The 20850-nt window shown below is 68.2% G+C and carries 19 protein-coding genes; 6 read left to right on the plus strand and 13 right to left on the minus strand.

The window, feature by feature from the left end; all coding sequences use genetic code 11:
* Positions 1 to 268: 268 nt before the first annotated feature.
* Together N440_RS17255 and N440_RS17260 are read right to left on the minus strand one after the other, a co-directional pair.
* Positions 269 to 1447 carry a glutathionylspermidine synthase family protein gene (locus tag N440_RS17255; RefSeq protein WP_133935860.1) on the minus strand — a complete coding sequence of 393 codons (1179 nt, stop codon included), beginning with the start codon at positions 1445 to 1447 and terminating at the stop codon, positions 269 to 271.
* Between the two features lie 7 nt (positions 1448 to 1454).
* A complete protein-coding gene (locus tag N440_RS17260; protein ID WP_014038869.1) occupies positions 1455 to 2027 on the minus strand; it encodes a DUF1190 domain-containing protein in 573 nt (190 codons plus the stop codon).
* A gap of 409 nt (positions 2028 to 2436) precedes the next feature.
* Here N440_RS17260 and ilvD point away from each other — a divergent pair, with 409 nt between their 5' ends.
* On the plus strand, positions 2437 to 4275 hold the full coding sequence (gene ilvD, locus N440_RS17270; protein WP_133935862.1) for a dihydroxy-acid dehydratase: 1839 nt from the start codon (positions 2437 to 2439) through the stop codon (positions 4273 to 4275).
* Between the two features lie 85 nt (positions 4276 to 4360).
* Positions 4361 to 5533, plus strand: a complete 1173-nt coding sequence (locus N440_RS17275; protein WP_133935863.1) for a DUF418 domain-containing protein — start codon at positions 4361 to 4363, stop codon at positions 5531 to 5533.
* Between the two features lie 68 nt (positions 5534 to 5601).
* On the opposite strand, the gene dinG is transcribed toward N440_RS17275, so the two are convergent.
* The 3 genes from dinG to aroE all read right to left on the minus strand — a co-directional run bounded on the left by dinG (position 5602) and on the right by aroE (position 9062).
* A complete protein-coding gene (dinG, locus tag N440_RS17280; RefSeq protein WP_049455991.1) occupies positions 5602 to 7704 on the minus strand; it encodes an ATP-dependent DNA helicase DinG in 2103 nt (700 codons plus the stop codon).
* A 155-nt stretch (positions 7705 to 7859) separates the two neighbouring features.
* Positions 7860 to 8213, minus strand: a complete 354-nt coding sequence (locus N440_RS17285; RefSeq protein WP_133935864.1) for a hypothetical protein — start codon at positions 8211 to 8213, stop codon at positions 7860 to 7862.
* A gap of 3 nt (positions 8214 to 8216) precedes the next feature.
* Entirely contained in the window at positions 8217 to 9062 is an 846-nt protein-coding gene (gene aroE / locus N440_RS17290; protein WP_008268064.1) for a shikimate dehydrogenase, read from the minus strand.
* A gap of 48 nt (positions 9063 to 9110) precedes the next feature.
* Here aroE and N440_RS17295 point away from each other — a divergent pair, with 48 nt between their 5' ends.
* Complete coding sequence (locus tag N440_RS17295; RefSeq protein WP_133935865.1) at positions 9111 to 9974, plus strand: PD40 domain-containing protein; 864 nt, start codon at positions 9111 to 9113, stop codon at positions 9972 to 9974.
* Between the two features lie 87 nt (positions 9975 to 10061).
* Here N440_RS17295 and N440_RS17300 read toward each other — a convergent pair whose 3' ends face one another.
* The 4 genes from N440_RS17300 to N440_RS17315 form a co-directional block, all read right to left on the minus strand.
* On the minus strand, positions 10062 to 10331 hold the full coding sequence (locus N440_RS17300) for a hypothetical protein (RefSeq protein ID WP_006475735.1): 270 nt from the start codon (positions 10329 to 10331) through the stop codon (positions 10062 to 10064).
* A 32-nt stretch (positions 10332 to 10363) separates the two neighbouring features.
* Positions 10364 to 11353 (minus strand): porphobilinogen synthase, encoded by a 990-nt coding sequence (hemB, locus tag N440_RS17305; RefSeq protein ID WP_133935866.1) that lies wholly within the window; start codon positions 11351 to 11353, stop codon positions 10364 to 10366.
* A gap of 19 nt (positions 11354 to 11372) precedes the next feature.
* Positions 11373 to 12290, minus strand: coding sequence for a bestrophin family ion channel (locus N440_RS17310; RefSeq protein WP_133935867.1), 918 nt, complete (start codon positions 12288 to 12290; stop codon positions 11373 to 11375).
* 122 nt (positions 12291 to 12412) lie between these two features.
* Complete coding sequence (locus N440_RS17315; protein WP_006475755.1) at positions 12413 to 12661, minus strand: hypothetical protein; 249 nt, start codon at positions 12659 to 12661, stop codon at positions 12413 to 12415.
* Between the two features lie 184 nt (positions 12662 to 12845).
* Between N440_RS17315 and N440_RS17320 the strand changes: the two genes are divergently transcribed.
* Entirely contained in the window at positions 12846 to 13316 is a 471-nt protein-coding gene (locus N440_RS17320; protein WP_133935868.1) for a hypothetical protein, read from the plus strand.
* Positions 13317 to 13411: 95 nt separating this feature from the next.
* Here the strand turns inward: N440_RS17320 and N440_RS17325 are convergent, their stop codons facing one another.
* The 4 genes from N440_RS17325 to N440_RS17340 form a co-directional block, all read right to left on the minus strand.
* Entirely contained in the window at positions 13412 to 15211 is a 1800-nt protein-coding gene (locus N440_RS17325) for a DUF885 domain-containing protein (protein ID WP_049455985.1), read from the minus strand.
* Between the two features lie 67 nt (positions 15212 to 15278).
* Positions 15279 to 15794, minus strand: coding sequence for a cytochrome c oxidase assembly factor Coa1 family protein (locus N440_RS17330; protein WP_133935869.1), 516 nt, complete (start codon positions 15792 to 15794; stop codon positions 15279 to 15281).
* A 25-nt stretch (positions 15795 to 15819) separates the two neighbouring features.
* Positions 15820 to 18045: a DPP IV N-terminal domain-containing protein gene (locus N440_RS17335; protein WP_133935870.1), complete on the minus strand. Its 2226-nt coding sequence runs from the start codon at positions 18043 to 18045 to the stop codon at positions 15820 to 15822.
* A 158-nt stretch (positions 18046 to 18203) separates the two neighbouring features.
* On the minus strand, positions 18204 to 18893 hold the full coding sequence (locus N440_RS17340; protein ID WP_133935871.1) for a glutathione binding-like protein: 690 nt from the start codon (positions 18891 to 18893) through the stop codon (positions 18204 to 18206).
* Positions 18894 to 19003: 110 nt separating this feature from the next.
* Here N440_RS17340 and N440_RS17345 point away from each other — a divergent pair, with 110 nt between their 5' ends.
* Complete coding sequence (locus tag N440_RS17345) at positions 19004 to 19645, plus strand: TIGR00645 family protein (RefSeq protein ID WP_040006910.1); 642 nt, start codon at positions 19004 to 19006, stop codon at positions 19643 to 19645.
* Between the two features lie 201 nt (positions 19646 to 19846).
* A complete protein-coding gene (locus N440_RS17350) occupies positions 19847 to 20848 on the plus strand; it encodes an energy transducer TonB (protein ID WP_006475839.1) in 1002 nt (333 codons plus the stop codon).
* Positions 20849 to 20850: the final 2 nt, after the last annotated feature.

The following is a 20850-nucleotide window of genomic DNA, read 5'->3' on the forward strand; positions in this document are numbered from 1 at the left end:
GCATCGCTCTGGTAGGTGCCAACCTTGGTTGGCACGAACCCACAGCGCCGACCAAGGTCGGCTTCTACCAACAGCGGTGCCGGCCAGCGGCCCGCACGACCGACACATCGCTCTGGTGGGTGCCAACCTTGGTTGGCACGAACCCACAGCGCCGACCAAGGTCGGCATCTACCAACAACGGTGCCGGCCAGCGGCCGGCACTACCGGCACATCGCTCTGGTGGGTGCCAACCTTGGTTGGCACGACGGCCCTGTAGGCCGTACCTCCATCAAACGTAGATCCGCGTCGGCGCCTCGTCCACGATTGCGTGCGGCACGAAGCGCGCACTGTCGCGGGTGATCGCGCTGTCGTCCTCGCGGATGCCGATGCCGCAGGCGTGATCGCCGACCACCCAGCTGCCGATCAGCGGGTAACCGCCTTCGAAACGGGTGAGCGGATGCGCGCGCTGGATGATCGCTGGGCCGTCGTAGGGACCGTCGCTGCGCTGCGTGCTGCCGTCGGCCAGGTGCATCTCGATATTGGCGCCTTCGCGCGAGAACAGTGGCTTGCGCACCCAGCCCGAGGCCAGCGTGCTGCCGTCATCGAAGTGTGCTTCCAGCAGGTTCGGATGACCGACATTGCGCTGCCACAGCAACGGCAGGATGCCCTTGTTGCTCAGCACCGCCTTCCATGCCGGCTCCAGCAGCTGCACGCCCGAGCCGGGCAGCGCGCGGCCGAATTCCTCGCTCATCAGGTCTTCCAGCGGGTACAGCTTGAACAGCGTGCCGATCACTGAATCGTCCAGCGCGGTGAAGCGGCCATCTTCGGACAGGCCGATATCTTCGATGGCGATGGCCTGGCCATGCAGGCCGGCCTGCGAGGCGCAGTCACGCAGATAATCGACGGTGCCGCGGTCTTCATCGGAACTGCCCACAGCGCTGAAATACAGCGGCGGCGGCAGCTGCGCGGCCAGTTCGCCGAAGCGCTCGACCAGCGCCTCGTGGATCGCGTTGAACTGGTCGGCGTGCTGCGGCAGGCGACCGGCGTTGCGCTGGTCTTCCAGCCACTGCCACTGGAAGAAGCTGGCCTCGAACAGCGAGGTCGGCGTGTCGTAGTTCAGTTCGTACAGCTTGGCCGGACCGGTGCCGTCGTAGGCCAGGTCCAGGCGCCCGTACAGATGCGGCTGGCGCTGGCGCCAGCTGTCGGCGATCCAGTCGCGGTAGTGCGACGGAATCGCCAGCTGATCCATCAATCGCTCGCTGGCGATGACATCGCCGACCAGGTCCAGCGCCATCTGGTGCAGCTCGGCGCTGGGGTCTTCGATGTCCTGCTCGATCTGGCGCAGGGTGAACGCGTAGTACGCGCTTTCATCCCAGTACGGCTGACCGTCGATGGTGTGGAAGCGGAAACCCGCCTCTTCCGCGCGTGCCCGCCACTGGGCACGCTCGGCAATCCGGATGCGCTGCATGGGTCGATCAGCCGCCGTAGCTGCCGCTGGTGCTGCGGCGTGCGCTGGTGTTGCCGAAGCCACCACGGCTGGCGGTGACCGCCCGGTTCGGTTCGCTGGTGACCGGGGCCAGGCCGGCCTTGCCCGCGCCGATGCCGCTGGCAGTGTTCAGGCCGCCGCTGCCACCCGGCGCCGGGCGCGCCCAACCGGCGCTCTTGTCCTGGTAGGCCGGCGACGCCGCCGGCGCCTGCGGGGCCAGGCCGCCGCGGTTGCTCAGCATCTGCGACATGAAGAAGCCCATCATCATCGGGCCGATGAACGAGGTACCCGCCGACGTGTGCTGCTGCACGCACTGTTCCGGCTTGTAGTCCTTCTCGCAGGCTTCCTTGCTGGCGTACTTCGGCGCCGCATCGGCGGCCTGCTTCTGCGCTTCGGCGAAGGCATTGCGGCAAGACGACGGATCGCCGGTGGCCTCGGTGCAGGCCTCCACCGAGGTATACAGGCCCTCCTGCACCTTCACCTCCGGCTCCTTCTGGCAGGCGGTGAACAGCAGCGGCGCGGCGCTCATCAGCAGCAGCGCGGTGGTGCGGGAACGTTTCATGGCCTCATGCCCTGTCGACGGATCAATGCCCCAATGATGCCAAATCCTGGCCAACAACCGGAATCGGCAAAGTGGGAAAGATGAACGGACTTTCATTTTCGTCGGGCATTGGGGTCAGAGGCCATCGCGCCACGATGGGATCCGACTCCGGACGGCGCACCGTTCTGGTAGGTGCCAACCTGGGTTGGCACACACCCGGCGGCGCCCGGCGATGCCCAGCGCGCACAGCCAAGTCTCCGGCGAGAAGCCCCCTTGTTGTTCAAGGGGGCGCGCCGAAGGCGCGGGGATAAGGGGAAATGCGTGGACCACCAAGCCGCTGCAAGCGCTGAAGGTGGTTGCAGCAGCAACCGAAAAAATTGTCCATGATCGGGCGACCCCCACGTTGTACGGCCCGCCCGTTCCGCCAGCCATGCCTGAATACCGCTCCCGCACCTCCACCGCCGGCCGCAACATGGCCGGCGCCCGCGCCCTGTGGCGTGCCACCGGCATGAAGGACGGCGACTTCCACAAGCCGATCATCGCCATCGCCAACTCCTTCACCCAGTTCGTGCCCGGCCACGTCCACCTGAAGGACCTCGGCCAGCTGGTCGCGCGCGAGATCGAGCAGGTCGGCGGTGTCGCCAAGGAGTTCAACACCATCGCCGTGGACGACGGCATCGCAATGGGCCACGACGGCATGCTCTACTCGCTGCCCAGCCGCGAGATCATCGCCGACGCCGTGGAGTACATGGTCAACGCGCACTGCGCCGACGCGCTGGTGTGCATCAGCAACTGCGACAAGATCACCCCCGGCATGCTGATGGCCGCGCTGCGCCTGAACATCCCGGTGGTGTTCGTCTCCGGCGGACCGATGGAAGCAGGCAAGACCAAGCTGTCCGAGCACAAGCTGGACCTGGTCGACGCGATGGTGGTGGCCGCCGATGACAGCGCCTCCGACGAGAAGGTGGCCGCATTCGAGCGCAGTGCCTGCCCCACCTGTGGTTCGTGCTCGGGCATGTTCACCGCCAACTCGATGAACTGCCTGACCGAAGCGCTGGGCCTGTCGCTGCCCGGCAACGGCACCACGCTGGCCACCCACGCCGACCGCGAGGCGCTGTTCCGCCGCGCCGGCCGCCTGATCGTCGAACTCTGCCACCGCTGGTATGGCGGCGAAGACCCGAGCGCGCTGCCGCGCGGCATCGCCACCCAGGCCGCGTTCGCCAACGCGATGACCCTGGACATCGCCATGGGCGGATCAACCAATACGATCCTGCACCTGCTGGCCGCTGCGCAGGAAGCAGAGGTCGATTTCGACCTGACCCATATCGATGCGTTGTCGCGGCGCGTACCGCAGCTGTGCAAGGTGGCGCCCAACACGCCGAAGTACCACATCGAGGACGTGCACCGCGCCGGCGGTGTGTTCGGCATCCTCGGTGAACTGGACCGCGCGGGCCTGCTCGATACCAGCGTGCCGACCGTGCACAGCGCCAGCCTGGCCGACGCGCTGGAACGCTGGGACGTGGTGCGCAGCGACAACGACACCCTGCACACCTTCTTCAAGGCCGGCCCGGCCGGCATTCCTACCCAGGAGGCCTTCAGCCAGGCCACGCGCTGGCCGACGCTGGACGTGGACCGCGCCGAGGGCTGCATCCGCTCGCTGCAGCACGCCTATTCGCTGGAAGGCGGGCTGGCCGTGCTGCGCGGCAACCTGGCCGTGGATGGCTGCGTGGTGAAGACTGCCGGCGTGGATGAGTCGATCCATGTGTTCGAAGGCGCCGCACGTGTCTACGAAAGCCAGGACGCCGCCGTCGCCGGCATCCTCGCCGACGAAGTGCAGCCGGGCGAGGTGGTGGTGATCCGTTACGAAGGCCCGAAGGGTGGTCCGGGCATGCAGGAGATGCTGTATCCGACCAGTTACCTGAAGTCGAAGGGGCTGGGCAAGCAATGCGCACTGCTGACCGATGGTCGCTTCTCCGGTGGCACCTCGGGCCTGTCGATCGGCCATGTCTCGCCGGAAGCCGCCAGCGGCGGGGTCATCGGCCTGGTCGAAGACGGCGATCGCATCCGCATCGACATCCCGGCCCGCCGCATCGATCTGCTGCTGGATGACGCCACCCTGGCCCAGCGCCGCACCGACGCCGATGCGCGTGGCTGGAAGCCGCGCGCGCCGCGCCCGCGCAAGGTCACCAGCGCGTTGAAGGCCTACGCCCTGCTCGCCACCAGCGCCGACAAGGGCGCCGTACGCAACACCGCCCTGCTGGGCGACTGACCCAAAAGGGGACGGAGGGGATTAAGTCGTTTGTGGCACAAACGACTTAATCCCCTCCGTCCTCTTTTTTGTGTAGGGTCTCGGCATGATCCAACGCCCGCCGCGCCAACCCCTCATCGATGCCCTGCGCGGATTCGCGCTGCTCGGCGTGTTCCTGGTCAACCTGCGCTTCTTCTCGCTCGATGCGCTGATGACCGAGGCCGCGCAGCAGGCGCTGCCCAGCGCAGCGCTCGACCAGGCCATCCGCACCGGCATGGAGTGGCTGGTGGACATGAAGGCGATCACGCTGTTCTCGCTGCTGTTCGGCATGGGCGTAGCCATGCAGATGGGCGGCCACGCGCCGGGCAGCATGGCCGCGCACCTGCGGCGGATGGCGGTGCTGCTGGTGATCGGCCTGCTGCATTCGGTACTGCTGTGGTGGGGCGACATCCTGCTGGTGTATGCCGTGGTCGGCCTGCTGCTGCCGTTGTTCCGGCACCTGGGCGATCGTGCCCTGCTGTGCAGTGGCCTGTTCATCGCCCTGTTGCTGCCACCGCTGCTGTCGCCGTGGATCCGCGAATGGGTGGCCCTGCTCACACCGCGCGCGCAGATGAACGCCATAGCACTCGATGCACTGGCGCACGGCAGCCTGGCGCAGGCGTGGTGGCACAACCTTCAGCTGGCGGCATGGCTGAAGCTGAGCAACTGGGCACTGCTGTTCTTCGTGCTCGGCCGCTTCCTGCTGGGCTACTGGGCCGGTCGTCGCGGGCTCCTTCAGCAGCCGCAGGCGCATCTGCCGCTGCTGCGCGCGATCGCCGTCGGTGGGCTGCTGTTGACGGTCGCGTTCCTGTGGATCGATGCCCACGCCGACGCGCTGAAGCAGGCGTGGCCGGTGCTGCGTAGCGGTGTGCCGGGCTACCTGCTGCGCGTGTCGTACCGCGTTGCGCCACTGGCCTTGGGCATCGCAGCGGCCGCCATCTTCGCCCTGCTCTATCTGCACCCGTGGGCCGAACGCATGCTGCGCGTGTTTGTCCCGGCCGGGCGCATGGCACTGAGCAACTACCTGCTGCAAAGCGCCATCTGCGTGCCGCTGTTTGCCGGCTTCGGGTGGGGCATCGGTCCGCAGCACGGGCTGTGGCCGGTGCTGCTGGTGGCGGCACTGGTGTTCCCGCTGCAGCTGTGGGCGAGTGCGTGGTGGCTGCGCGACCATCGCTTCGGGCCGGTGGAATGGCTGTGGCGCAGCGCCAGCGAAGGACAATGGCTGCCGCTGCGTCGGTAGCCATCGGAGACGGAAGCGATCAGGTCGTTTTTGCCATTTGCGACTTAATCCCCTCCGTCCCTTTTTTGTCAGCCGATCACGCGCTTGAACGGCGGCAGCGCGTCGATGATGCGCTTGCCGTAGCGGCGGGTCAGCAGCCGTGAATCTAGAATGACCACGCGACCCGTGTCGGTGGAGGTACGGATCAGGCGGCCGGCGAACTGGGTCAGCGTGCGCAGCGCGTGCGGAATCGCGATCAGGTTGAACGCGTTGAGCCCACGCCCTTCGAACCACTCGCTGAGCGTGGCGGTCTGCGGGTCGGTCGGCACCGCGAACGGCACCTGGGTGATCACCACCGTGGTGCAGGCTTCGCCGGGCAGGTCGAGGCCCTCGCCGAACGAGTTCAGGCCGAACAGCACCGAGCCCTCGCCCGCCGCGACGCGGCGCAGGTGTTCGTCGATCAGCCGGGTCTTGGACATATCTCCCTGCACCAGCACCTGCTTGCGGCGCGCGGCCGACATCAGGCCGGCCACCTTCTCCATCTTCCAGCGCGAGGTGAACAGCACCATCGAGCCCTTGGCCCAGTCCAGCTCGGTGTCGAGGTAGCGCGCCACTTCGCGCGGGTGGCCTTCGCGATCATCCGGTGTGACCGGGAACTTCGGCACGATCAGCTCGGCCTGGTTGGGCAGGTCGAACGGCGAGGACAGCGAGACCATCTCGGCCTCTTCAGGAATGCCGTTGTCGATCGCCAGCGACTGGAAATCGCCGCCGCCGGTCAGCGTCGCCGAGGTCATCACCACCGAATCCACTTCGTCCCACAGCAGCTTGCGCAGCACGTGCGCGGCCGACACCGGCGAGCCGTGCAGCACCAGGTCGCCGTCGCGGGTGGCAGTGACCCAGCGCGCCATCGGCGGCGCGCCGTCCTTGTCCTCGCGGCGCCAGGCCTGCCACAGGTTGTACTGCTGCTCGATCATTTCCAGCGCCATGCCCAGGTTGCGCTGCAGGCGCTCGCGCGCGGCATCGTCCGGCTTGCCCTTGGCCACCTGCGCGGTGGCCGCATGCGCCCAGTTGTAGAGGCTGCGGGTATCGTCGGCCAGCGCTTCGATCGGCTCGCGCCAGGCCTCCGGCAGGCGACCATTGGCGGCGCGCCACATCGGCTCCTCATCGGCCGGCGCCGGCATCCACACCCGCTCGACGTGATCACGGAAGGCGCGCAGCTGCTTGGCCACGTTGCTGGCCACCTCGATCGCCTCGTTGGGCAGCAGGTTGCCGAGGCGGTCCTTGTCGACCGCGCGGTAGGCGCCGGCGATCAGGATCTGCAGGCGACCGGTGCGCTTGGCCATCTCGTCCAGCGCCAGGCTGGCCGCGCCCTGGTCGATCGCCACGTTGCCGATGTGGTGGCCTTCGTCCAGCACCAGCAGCATGTCCGACGGCGCCGCGATCAGCGGCTGGCCATTGTCGCTGTCGCCGATCGACAGCGCCGACAGCAGCAGCGCGTGATTGGTCACCACGATCTGTGCGTCGCGCACCGTATTGCGCGAACGCAGCACCGCGCATTGCGCCGAATAGGCGCAGCGACGCCCTGCGCAGCCCGAGGCCGGCGTGGTGATGCGGCTGCGCAGGCCGGGGCTGATGGTCTCCGGCGCGTTGTCGATGTCGCCATCCCAGCTGCCGCCGGTGAAGGCATCGGTCAGGCGCTTGGCGATGTCCATCTCGATCGGCGCCAACGGCCGGTCGAACAGCGGCGCGTCATCCTCGAACATGCCGCCCTGCGAGCCCTCGCCCTGCGCCTCGGCGGCATTGCGCGTGCACAGGTAGCGGGTACGGCCCTTGGCCAGCGCCACCGTCGCTTCCAGGCCGGTGGCCTTGAGGAAATTCGGAATATCGCGCTCGACCAGCTGCGACTGCAGCGCCACGGTGCCGGTGCTGATCACCAATTTCTTCTTGCTGGCCAGCGCGATCGGCACGCCCGCGGTGAGGTAGCCCAGACTCTTGCCGACGCCGGTCGGCGCCTCGACCACGCCGACACCACCGCTTTTCGACAGCGCGCGCGACACCACGCCGATCATCTGGCTCTGCGAGCGACGGGTGGAAAAGCCGGGGGTATTGGCCTGCAGCGTCGTGTACGCCTTGCGGATCGCGTCCTTCAAGGGGTCATCGAGCGTGCGCGGAGCGGCGACGGTTTCGGTCACGCCGGGAATTACCGTGGCTGGATCAGGCCGGTCATTGTCGCATGGCCGGCCACGTCCGCCGCCGCTGGCACCCTGAACGGGGCAGCGACGACGCCCGGCAGCGGGATGAACACGCCGGGCGGTACTGGCGACGGCCCAGGGCCGTCACCGTGGCGTCACTGCACCGGGTTGCCACGCAGCCGCAGCAGGCGCACCAGCGCCCATACCAGCAGCACCACGCCGATGGCCTCGACCATCGCCAGCGCGAAGTGCAGCACGCCGAGCACGGCACCCATGCCCGACACGGCGCCGAAGTTGCCACTGCTGACCAGCCACATCGGCAGGATGCCGGCGGCCAGGCCGCCCAGGCAGGACAGCAGCAACAGCACCAGCCCGACCAGCGCGCCAGTACGGGTGGCATCGCGCGGCGCGCCGACCACCCAGACCAGGCCCACGCACAGTGCGATCAGCACCGGCAGGCGTACGCCGACCATGCTCAGTACGGTCACCAGCAAGGCGGTGCTGTCCATGGCTCAGTCCTCGCCGGCCAGCACGGCCGCACCCTGGCGCAGCGACTGGTAGACCTCGTCGGTCTGCGGGCGCACGCCGTGCCACTGCAGGAAGCTCTCGGCCGCCTGTTCGACCAGCATGCCGAGGCCATCGACGGTATTGCGGCAGTTCGCCGCGCGCGCCCAGGCCAGGAAGGCGATGGCGGCTTCGCCGTAGTTCAGGTCAACGGCGGTGGTCATCGAGTTGACCAGCGACAGCGGCAGCTTGAACTCGACATCGCGGTCGCGGCCTGCCGAGGTGGCGTTGACGATCAGCTCGAAGTCGCCGAGGTCGCGCAGGTCTTCCCAGTAGCGGCTGATCGCGCGGCCCGGTTCGCCCATCGCGTCGATCAGTTCATCGGCGCGTTCCGGCGTGCGGTTGACCACCACCAGTTCGGTGATGCCGGCATCAAGCAGCGCCGGGGCGACGCTGCGTGCGGAGCCACCGGCGCCAATCAGCAGCATGCGGCGGCCACGCAGGTCCAGGCCGTGGCGGTCGGTCAGGTCGCGCACCAGGCCGATGCCATCGGTGGTGTCACCGTGCCAGCGGTCGCCCTTGCGCAGCAGAGTGTTGACCGAGCCGGCGCGGCGCGCCCGTGCGGTCAGCGTGGTGCACACCGAAAACGCGGTTTCCTTGTGCGGCAGGGTGACGTTGGCGCCGACACCGCCCTCGGCGGCGAATGCCTCCAGGCCGGCCAGGAACGCATCCGGGGCCAGGTCGATCGCGCGGTAATCCACCGCGATGCCTTCCTGGCGACCGAACGTCGCATGGATCTGCGGCGACTTCGAGTGGGCAACGGGGTGTCCGAAGACGGCGTAACGGTCGGTCATGGAATCCTCAAGCTGGCTAGACTGATGCTCTTTCGTGCACGGACCCGGATGATGCGCATCACCCCGCCCCTGCTGGTGCTCGCCGCCAGTCTACTCTCTGCCCCCGTGGCGATGGCGTTGAACGAGTACGGCATCGAAGGCATGGGCGTGGTCTCGACGCGCGCCGACGAGGGCCGCGCCACGATCAGCGCCGATGGCCAGCGCATCGTTTTCGCGCGCCGCAGCGAGTCCGGCTGGGGCCTGTGGGAGGCGCGCGTGGCCGATGGCCGCTGGCAGCAGGCGCAGCCCCTGCCGGTGGGCGTGGCCGGCGAGGCCCGCGATCCCTACTTCAGCCGCGATGGGCGCTGGCTGCTGTTCGCGGCCGGCCGCGAAGGCACGCTGGCGTTGTATCGCGCGGCATTGGCCGCCGATGGCCGGCTGGGCACTGCGCAGGCCCTGGCCGGCGATGGCGGGCGCCAGGAAGAGCGCGGACCGGCCCTGAGCGCGGATGGCCAGCGCCTGCTGTTTGCCCGCCAGCAGGGACGTGGCGCGGGCTGGGACCTGTTCGTGGCGCCGCTGGATGCGCAGGGTGTGCGTGGCCCAGCCACCGCACTGACCGCCTTGAACAGCGCCGACGACGAGACCGACGGCGACTGGCTGGGCCATGACGGCGCGGTGGTGTTCAGCCGTGGCAGCGGCGCGACCGCGCAGGTCTGGAGCAGCGGCTGCGCGTGGAGCGGCGTGGCGCTGCAGCCGCTGGGGCTGTCGTTCAACCAGGCCGGCGGCTGGACCGGCGCGCCGGTGATCGACAACGCCAGGCCGGGCGAGATGCTGGTCGCCAGCAGTGCGGCCAAGGCGCCGCGTGCCGGCGGCGTGGATGTGTACCGGTTGGCGGTGCCGAAGGTGGCGGCGGTGCCCGGGTGCGTGCAGTAGATCCACACCATGCGTGGATAGCCGTCTGGTAGATGCCAACCTTGGTTGGCATGCAGGAAAGTGCCAACCAGGGTTGGCACCCACCCGTCAGCGCGACAACACCCTGGCGCGCTGCTGCTCGTACTCGACCTCGCTCAACTGGCCGTTGTCCCTGCGTTGGTTCAACGCGGCCAGTTCGGCCTGCACGCTGTCCGGCAGGGCCTGCTCACGGGCCACGTGGCGGGCCGCCGACAGCTGCTCCGGCGGGCGCTTGCCGGCCCGCCAGGCCGCGATGAAGACACCGACAATGATGGCGCCGAACACCAGCGTACCGATGCCCCAGATCAGCCATTGCATCCATCCCAGTTCGGGTCCCATCGCGCATTCCTCCGTCTATCGTCGCGCTATTGTCAGCGCTCGCGCAGCCATCGCGCCACCTGCGGCGCGAAATAGGTCAGCACGCCATCGGCACCGGCCCGCTTGAAGCCCAGCAGCGATTCCATCACGCAGGCGCGCTCGTCCAGCCAGCCATTGGCGAAGGCGGCCTTCATCATCGCGTACTCGCCGCTGACCTGGTAAGCGAAGGTCGGCACGCCGAAGGTCTCTTTGACCCGGCGTACCAGGTCCAGGTAGGGCATGCCCGGCTTGACCATCACCATATCGGCGCCTTCCTCCAGGTCCAGCGCGATTTCGCGCAGGGCTTCGTCGCCGTTGGCCGGGTCCATCTGGTAGGTCTTCTTGTCGGCCTTGCCGAGGCTGGCCGCGCTGCCCACCGCATCACGGAACGGGCCGTAGAACGCCGAGGCGTACTTGGCCGAATAGGCCATGATGCGCACGTTGATGTGGTTGCTGGCATCCAGCCCGCGGCGGATCGCGCCGATGCGGCCGTCCATCATGTCCGACGGCGAGACGATGTCCGCACCGGCCTCGGCATGCGACACCGACTGCTTGACCAGTGCGTCGACGGTGATGTCGTTCAGCACGTAGCCCTTGTCATCGATGATGCCGTCCTGGCCATGCGTGGTGTACGGGTCCAGCGCCACGTCGGTCATCACCCCCAGTTCCGGGAAGCGCGACTTCAGCGCGCGGATCGCCCGCTGCGCCAGGCCGTCCTCGGCCCACGCCGCCGACGCGTCCAACGACTTCAGCGACGGGTCGATCACCGGGAACAGGTCGATCACCGGAATGCCCAGCTCCAGCGCTTCTTCGGCCACCTTCAACAGTTCTTCGATCGACAGCCGCTCCACGCCCGGCATCGACGGCACCGCGGTGCGGCCGGCAAGCTCGTGCACGAACACCGGGTAGATCAGGTCGTCGGTGGTCAGCGTGTTCTCGCGCATCAGGCGGCGCGAGAACTCGTCATGGCGCATGCGGCGCGGGCGGTAAAGCGGATGGGACATGGCAGGCTCCGAGGAGTGGCTATTGCAACAGGTAACCCTGCGGCAGCAGGGGTTCGGGCAAGGGGCGTTCGCCGAGCGCGTCGAGCTGGTCGATCTCGATCGTGCGCACCAGCGCGTCCAGCGGCAGATCGTTCGGCTCCAGGCCGAATGGGTCTTCCATTTCTTCGCCCAGCTGGTCCAGGCCGAAGAAGGCGTAAGCCAGCACCGCCGACAGCACCGGCGTGCCCCAGCCCAGCGAACTGGCCAGGCCGAACGGCAACAGCACGCAGAACATCCACGCGCAGCGGTGCAGCAGCAGGGTGTAGGCGAACGGCAGCGGGGTGGTGAGGATGCGCTCGCAGCCGGCCTGGATCGACGACATCGCGTGCAGGCGCTCCTCCAGCTGGGCGTAGAGGATCGGATTGAGCGCGCCGGCACGCAGGGCCTGGGCCAGCTCGGCGGCGATCATCGCCAGCAGCGCATCGGCCACGTTCTCGCGCTGTCCCAGCTGTTCGCGCTGCGGCTTGTCCAGCCACGGCAATGCCGCCAGGGCGACGATGCGTCCGCGCAGGCGCGCCGCCAGCGCATGCGCGAACGCAGTGGTGAGGTAAGCGATGCGGCGGCGACGGCCGGCGTCATCGGCCAGCAGCAGGTTGACCTGGCGTGCCAGCGAACGCGATTCAAAGACCAGCTGGCCCCACAGCTTGCGGCCTTCCCACCAGCGCTCGTAGCAGGCGCTGTTGCGGAAGCTGAGGAAGATCGACAGCACCAGGCCGAGCAGGGTGAACGGGGTGACCGAGACGCGCTCGATGCCGGTCGGCGGCGCCAGTTCGACCACCGCGGCGACCGCGATGGACAGGACCAGGATGGCCAGCACTTTGGGGGCGATCGCTTTGACGATCGAACCGCGCAGGATGTAGAGCAGTTGCCAGCCGTGGGGACGGGGTCGGATGATCATGGGGCAGCCGCGCCGGGCGCGGATTCACAGGCACGCGGGGGGCTCGCGCAGCCATTTATTGTACGCCCCTGCCCGGCTGTGGGCCGTGTGCCTGCGACGCCCTGTCGCACCCCGGGACGGGCTCAGATCACGCCGCCGCCCAGGCCGAGGCGCAGGATGCCGACCACCACCACGATGCCGTTCAGGACCAGCCCGGCCCAGGCCCGGCCGCGCTTGCTCGGGTGGGTGAACAGGATGCCCAGCGCGGCGATCACCGCACCGACGGCAGCGAACGGGATCAGGAACCAGTTGCCCCAGCCCAGCAGCGGAATCAGCGCCAGGATCATCCACAACAGCGCCAGTACGCCCCACAACAGACTGATCACACCCATGCCGCTCTCCCGCCGTTGGTTCCTGGGCCCACCATAGACGTTCCCGCCGCTGCCGCCTACTGCCATTGGCGGGGCTGTCACCAGGGCCGTGCTAGCGTGCGGTGGTGCGTGCCCTGGCCCGGGTGTTGGCCCCGATTCAGAGTGGCCCGCCGATGATCGCAACCAGTCCTGCAGGGGTGATGCCATGAACATTCGTTGGGCCGCGTTGGCGGCCATGCTGCTGGCCGCCGCCGGTTGTGCCAGTACGTCCAAGGTGATGCTGGGCCGCGCCCGCGCACCGATCGACCCGGCCCAGGTGCAGATCTATTCGACGCCGCCGGCCGGTTCGCAGGAAATCGCGCAGCTGGAATCGGCGTCCGCCGTGGGCTTTGGCACCCAGGGCCAGACCGATGCGGCGGTGGCACGCCTGAAGCGTGAGGCCGCGGCGCTGGGTGCCAATGGTGTCGTGCTGATGGGTGTCGGCAGCAGCGGTTCGCCGGTGGGCATGTCGGTCGGCGCCGGTACGTTCGGCTCGCATGTCGGTGGCGGCGTCGGCATCGGTATTCCGACCACGCAGAAGCGCGCCGCCGGTGTGGCGATCTGGGTGCCGAATCCGCAGCCGCCGGCACGGCTGCCGACCCAGGTGATCACGCCGCCACCGCCGCCGCAGCGGTGACGCGACTGCGCCACCGCCGGTAGTGCCGGCCGCTGGCCGGCAACCCCGGGAACCCCAGGCAATGCCGGCCAGCGGCCGGCACTGCCCGGCGATGCTCAGCGCTTGTACTTCGGCACGAACACCTTGTTCACTGCATCGGCCAGCTGGTCCGGCGGCAGCAGGCCCTGGTCGAGCAGGAAGTTGTTGAACGCCAGGCGGTCGAACTTCGCGCCCAGCGCCAGCTCGGTCTGCATGCGCAGTTCCAGGATGCGGGTGTAGCCGTAGAAGTAGCTGCCAGCCTGGCCCGGCATGCGCACCATGTAGCGATCCAGTTCCTGGGTAGCCATCGCCTTGGACAGTCCGACCTGCTCCATCAGCACGCGCTCGCCGTTGGCACGGTCGGTCAGGCCGAGGTTGAGCATCGGGTCAAGCATCGCGCGTGCGGCGCGCAGCAGGCGGAACTGCAGCGCGATCATCTGCCCGTCCAGCGGCTCGTACGGCACCATCTCGGCTTCGGCATACAACGCCCAGCCTTCCACGTTCACCGAATTGAACGCGAACATGGTGCGCGCCAGCGAGATGCCACGCTCGACCATCGCGGTGAACTGCAGCTCGTGGCCCGGGCGGCCTTCATGCGCACTCAGCGTCCATGCCGCTGCCCCGAAGTTGAAATCGTCGTACTGCGCGCCCGGGCCCGCGGCCGGGTTGCCCAGCGGCAGCACAAAGGTGCCCTGCTGCCCGGTGTTGTTGACCAGCGGCGCCGGCAGGAAGTGCGGAGCCGGGCTGGCCGCGCTCTCGGCGGCCGAGCCCAGGCGCATCTGCATCGCGCGCTTGGGCACGTCGACGATGGCGTGCTCGCGGATCAGCGGGTCGATCGCATCGATCACCTTGCGGTAATGGCCTTCCAGATGATCGTCAGCGATCTTGTCGGCCTTCAGCGCGCGGATCACCGCCACCGGGTCACTCGGATCGGCCACCTTCAGGCCCTTGTCCTTCACCACCAGCGGCGCCAGCTGCTGCATCGCCGAGCGGGTTTCCATGAACTCCAGCTGCGCACGCTGCATCAGCAGCTTCGGGTCGATGTCGATGCCCACCTGCTTGAGCTGGTAGGCGTACAGCGGCGCCGGCAGGCGCGCGTCGGCACGTGCCTTCGGCAGCACCTCGGTGCGGGTCCAGGCCGCGTAGTCCTTCATCTGCCCGGCCAGGGTCTTCATCGCCTCGTCGGCGCCGGCGATCTGGTACTTCTTCAGCAGCGACTCGATGCCGGTGATGTAGGTCTCGACGTTGTCCAGCGACTGCTGCACTTCGATCTTCGTCGGCTGCAGCAGCGTGCTGTCCTTCAGCCGCTCTTCGTAGCGCTGGCGCGCCAGCGTAGTGAAGGCGGTGCCGCCCGGCTGCAGGCCGGCATAGGCCTTGAGGCGATCGACCGCCTTGGCCCGGCGCTCGGCCGGCACCTGGTCGGACAACAGCAGGTTGAGGCCGCTGAACACCGTCTGCGGTGCGTCGCTCCACGGCAGCAGGTACTTCTCGTTGAGCTCGCTGCCTTCGATGTTCTGGCTGGCGGCATGGATCATGATCTCCAGGTCCTGGCGGACGTTGGGATCCTGCTCGGTGGCCAGCTTCGCCTTCAGTTCGTCGCGTGCCTTGGCCATCGCGGCACGGTAGCGCTTGCCGTTGTCGGGGCCCAGATCAGCCACCTTGTCGTCGTAGCCGGGCACGCCGAAGAAACCGGTTTCTTCCGGCTGGAACGGCCCCTGCGCATCCAGCAGGATCTGCGCCAGCGCATTGCTGCGGGCGACCCAGGCCGGGCTGGCCGGGGTGGTGGCCTTGGCGGCGGGTGCGGCCAGGGCCGGCGGTGCGGACAGCAGCGGGGCGGCAGTCAGGGCCAGGGCAACGGCCAACGCGATCGGCTTCATGGTGCACTCCAGGACAGGGTTGCCCGCACCCTACGCGTTCAGTGCGGCGTCGACAATCGGCCGGAGGTCACAATGCGGCGGTCAGCGGGCACTCGCCACGATCACGGCAGGCCTGCAGCGCGCATTCGTGCGCGGCTTCATCATCATCCAGCGCGGTCAGGTCGAAGGTCTGCTTGTCCTCGGCCAGCACGTACATCACCGGGTAATCCCACACATCGTCGCTGCGGGTGCCCTTCACGAACAACCGGCCATGCGCGTGCGGCCCTTCCAGCGAGACGGTCAGGCCAACATCACGCTGGCCGTTGATCGCGGTCTGCATGCTGCCCAGCGGCATCGACCCGGCACGCAGCGGCTCGCCGAACGCGTCCACCAGCTCGATGCTGCAACCGGCGCGGCGCAGTGCTTCGCGCATCGGCGGGCTCTCGCGCGCCGCCTCGCTCCAACCCAGCACGCTCCAGGCCACCACGCCGCCGACCGTGCCCAGCACCAGCACCACGGTCAACGGCATCGCCCAGCGCCAGTGGCGGCACCACCAGCCAGCAGATCGCTGCTGATGGGCGGGAATCGGCGGTGGCAGGGTCATCGGCGGGCTCCTTCCCGGCTGCGGATCAGGGTTTCAGGCAACGTCCCAGGAAGGCTTCGGCCACGCGGTAGCGATGCAGCGCATCGGCACCGGACAGGCCATGCTTGGCACCCGGATAGGTCATCAGTTCGAACGGCTGGGCACGCTTCTGCAGCGCGCTCATCAGGCTGGTCGAGTTGGTGAACAGCACGTTGTCGTCCGCCATGCCGTGGATCAGCAGCAGCGGCGACCGCAGGCCCTCGATATGGGTCAGTACGCGCGCTTCGCGGTAGCCCGCTTCATTGCGCGCCGGCAGGTCCATGTAGCGCTCGGTGTAGTGGCTGTCGTACAGGCCCCAGTCGGTCACCGGCGCACCGGCCACGCCGCAGGCGTACTGGTTCGATGCCTTGGCCAGCAGCATCAGGGTCATGTAGCCGCCGTTGGACCAGCCCTGCACGCCGATGCGTGCCGGGTCCACCCACGGCTGCTGCTTCAGCCACGCCACGCCGCGCAGCTGGTCGGTCACTTCCACCGTGCCCTGCTTGCCGTACAGCGCGCCGCCGAAGTCACGGCCACGACGCGGGGTGCCGCGGTTGTCCAGCGAGAACACCACGTAGCCCTGCTGGGCCAGGTACTGGTTGAACAGGTGATCACCGCGGCCGGGCCAGCTGTCGGTGACGGTCTGGCTGGCCGGGCCACCATAGACGTACACCGCCACCGGGTAGCGCTTGGACGGATCGAAACCGGCCGGCTTGATCAGGCTGTAGTTCAGCGGGGTCTTGCCATCGGCGGCGGTGAGCGTGCCGAACTCGATCGGGCGCTGCGCGTCACGGTAGCGCGCATACGGGTGCTTGGGATCGGCCAGGTCGTTCTCGAGCAGGGTGGCGATCTTCTCGCCATTGGCACGGAACAGCTCGATCTGCGGCGGCGTGCTGCTGTTGGACCAGCTGTCGACATAGACACTGGCGTTGCGCGCGAAGCTGGCGCTGTGCATGCCCGGCGCCTTCGACAGCCGTTGCGGCTCGCCGCCCTGCAGCGACACCGCGTAGATCTGGCTTTCGCGCGAGGTCTCGATGCCGGCGCGGAAGTAGGCCTTGCCGGCCTTCTCATCGACCGCCAGCAGCTCGTCCACCGGCCAGTTGCCGCGGGTCAGCGCGGTGGTCTTGCCCTTGCTGTCGATGCGGTACAGGTGCTGGAAGCCGGTGCGTTCGGACGACCACAGCACGCTGCCGTCTTCCAGGAAGCGCAGGCTGTTGTGCAGCGGCACCCAGGTCGGGCTGGTTTCGTGGGCGAGCACGCGCTGGCGGTTGGAATCGAGCGCCACTTCCACCAGGTCCAGTTGCTTCTGGTCACGCGACTGGCGCTGGAAGCTCAGGTGCTGCGCATCGCGCCAGTCGACGCGGGCCAGGTAGATGTCCTGTTCCTTGCCCAGGTCGACCCAGCGCGGTTGTGCGTCGGCGGCCGGCGCGATCACGCCCAGCTGCACGCGCACGTTGGCATCGCCCGCGGCCGGATAGCGCTGCTCGATCACGTCGGTGCGGTCGGCATAGACCTCGTAGCGCTTCTGCACCGGCACCGGCGACTCGTCGATGCGCGCGAAGGCGATGGCCGAATCATCCGGCGCCCACCAGTAGCCGGTGTGGCGGTCCATCTCTTCGTCGGCGACGAATTCGGCCACGCCGTTGCCGATCGTGGTGCTGCCGTCGCGGGTCAGCTGCAGCTGCTTGCCGCTGGCCAGGTCGATCACCCACAGGTTGCGGCCGCGGATGAAGCTGACGAAACCACCCTTCGGCGACAGCTTGGCGTCGGTGGCGAAACCCTCGCCGTGGGTCAGCTGGCGAACCGCCGCCTGGCCCTGCTGCTTCAGGTCATAGAGATACAGTTCGCCGCCGAGCGGGAACAGCAGGCGCTGCGCGTCCGGCGACCACTGGTAATCGACGATGCCGGTCATCGCGGCGATGCGCTGGCGCTCGCGGCGGGCCTTTTCCTCATCGCTGAGGGTCTCGGTGCCGGGCAGCACCACCTTGGAGTCGACCAGCAGGCGGGTCTGGCCGCTGCCGATGTCGTAGGTCCACAGGTCCAGCTGGTTGCGGTCGCTGTCCTTGCCGCGCAGGAAGCTGACCTGCGACCCGTCCGGCGCCACCTTGGGCTTCATCAGGGTCGGGCCGGACAACGGCAGCGGGCCGGTGATGGCTTCGAGGGTCAGCTTTTCAGCGTGGGCGGCGGTACTGGTGGCGAGCATGAGGGCGAGCGAAGCGAACAGGTGGCGCATGAAGAATCCCGGCAAACGGCAGGTCCGCCCACCACGATGGATGCGGGACGGTCGTCCCCCATCCTAACCAAGCCCGTGGAGGAAGACAGCATGACCTTTTGCCCATAAGGCCTGCCCGTATGGAGTGCCGACCCGCGGTCGGCACCCACCGTCCCGGGTCAACGCTGGCCGAACAGGTGCCTGCGCTCTTCGTCGCTGAGCGGCTTGCCGGCGTTCGGGTTCACCTGCTGGCGCAGGGCGTAGGCGCGCTGGGTGGCCGGGCGCGCGGCGATCGCTTCATGCCAGCGCTTCAGGTTCGGGAACGCGGCAAAGTCGACCGGGATCCTGTCGTAGGCGCCGATCCACGGGTAGCTGGCCATGTCGGCGATGGTGTATTCATCACCGGCCAGGAAGGCGTGCTGGGCCAGGCGCTTGTCCATCACCCCGTGCAGGCGGCGCACTTCGTTGTCATAGCGCTCGATGGCATACGGGATCTTCTCCGGCGCGTACACGTTGAAGTGACCCATCTGGCCGCTCATCGGGCCCAGCCCGGCCATCTGCCAGAACAGCCATTCCAGGGTGGTGACGCGACCGCGCGGGTCGCTGGGCAGGAACTGGCCGGTCTTCTCGGCCAGGTACAGCAGGATCGCGCCGGACTCGAACACGCTCTGCGGGGCACCGCCATCGGCTGGGGCCTGGTCGACGATGGCCGGCATCTTGTTGTTGGGCGAGATCGCAAGGAATTCCGGCTTGAACTGGTCGCCCGAGCCGATGTTGACCGGGTGGATGCGGTACTCCAGGCCGGTTTCCTCCAGCAGCAGGGTCACTTTGTGGCCGTTCGGGGTGGGCCAGTAATACAGGTCGATCATGGCGGCGGCTCGGGGTGCGGAAAGGAACCTGGAGTCTAGTGCGTGAGTTGGGTTGGCACCGTCATGGCGGGCCGGTAACCTCGCGGCTCCCCCGAAACGCACTGTCCTGCATGAGCCACAGTCCTCGTCCCCTGTCCCCGTTGTCCTCGCTGATCTTCGCCTCGCGCTGGCTGCAGCTGCCGCTGTACCTGGGCCTGATCCTTGCCCAGTGCGTGTACGTGTTCCTGTTCGGCAAGGAGCTCTGGCACCTGCTGTCCCACTCCGTCTCGATGGGCGAACAGCAGATCATGCTGATCGTGCTGGGCCTGATCGACGTGGTGATGATCTCCAACCTGCTGGTGATGGTGATCGTCGGCGGCTACGAGACCTTCGTCTCGCGCCTGCGCCTGGAAGGCCATCCGGACCAGCCGGAATGGCTGAGCCACGTCAATGCCAGCGTGCTGAAGGTGAAGCTGGCGATGGCGATCATCGGCATCTCCTCGATCCACCTGCTGAAGACCTTCATCGCCACCAGCGCGCTGAAGGGCCTGCCGCTGTGCAAGCCGGAACAATGGGCCGCCGCGGTGTCGTCGGCTTCGACCAGCTTCTACAGTGCTGGCGTCGAGACCTGCACGACCATGACCCAGGAAGGTGTGCTCTGGCAGACCATCATCCACTGCGTGTTCATCCTCTCGGCGATCGGCATCGCCTGGACCGACAAGCTGATGTCCAACAGCCACAGCAAGGCGCACGACAAGGCGCACGACCACTGAGGCCGTCGCCGGCAGCGGCCTGACCGCCGTTGCCTGTCCCGGCCACCGCCCCTTGTACGCGGCGGTGGCCGGGATGCTAGATTGCACCCTCGCCGTTGCCGGCGGTGGCGTCGGGAAACGTCACCCAGCCGCGCCCGGACCGCAGGTCCCGGCCATGCATATCAATGATTTACGTCACGTCGTCTTCTAGAGGGGAGCAGGATGTCGCACGTCTCAATGATCACCGCCGCGCGCCGGTGGCTGCCGGTTGCCCTGGCACTGGCGCTGGCCGCCTGCTCGGGCAAGGAGGAAGCTCCGGCTTCCGCACCGGACAAGGCACCGGCCGCTGCTGCACCGGCCGCTCCGGTGGTCGCTGCCAAGGTGCAGTCGATGGGTACCGAACAGCTGCGCGAATCGGCCAGCCAGGCGCTGCGCGAGAACCGCATGTACGCACCGGCCGGTGACAACGCCATCGAGTACTACCTCGCCCTGCGTGACAAGACGCCAGACGACGCCTCGGTGAAGAGTGCGCTGACCGACCTGCTGCCCTACACCCTGATCGCCGCCGAGCAGCATCTGGCCCGCGAGGATTACACCGAGGCGCAGCGCCTGGTGGCATTGATCGAGAAAGTGGATGCGTCCGCGCCGGCGCTGCCGCGCCTCAAGGAAGGCCTGGCCAAGGGCGTGCAGAACGCCGCCAAGCGCACCGAAGCGGAAGCCGAAAAGGCGAAGAAGGACGCCGAGGACCGCAGCAAGCAGCAGACCGAGCAGCAGCGTCTGACCGAGCAGCGCGCCAAGGAGGCCGATGCCGCCAAGCAGATTGCCGCGCAGCAGGATGCCGCGCGCCGCGACAACGAGCGGCAGGAGGCCGAACGCCAGGCCGCCGCCCGTCGTGAAGCCGAGCAGAAGCAGCAGCAGGCCGCCGCGCAGCAGGCCAGCGCCGCACGCCAGGCTGCAGCCCCGGCCGCACCGACCCTGCGCCCGGTCAGCACGCCGGCGCCGCGTTATCCGGGCGAAGCCCTGCGCTCGGGCACCTCGGGCGAAGTGCTGGTGGAGATCACCGTCGGCACCGACGGCTCGGTGGTGAACGCACGCGTGCTGCGCGCAACGCCCGGCCGCGTATTCGACCGCGAAGCCCTCAACGCAGTGAAGCGCTGGCGCTTCGAGCCGGTCAGCGCCCCGGTTACCACCCGCCGTACGCTGGTGTTCGCGCCGGGCGGCTGACC

Origin of the sequence: Stenotrophomonas sp. CC22-02 (assembly GCF_004365115.1) — a bacterium.
Taxonomy (GTDB): Bacteria; Pseudomonadota; Gammaproteobacteria; order Xanthomonadales; family Xanthomonadaceae; genus Stenotrophomonas; species Stenotrophomonas forensis.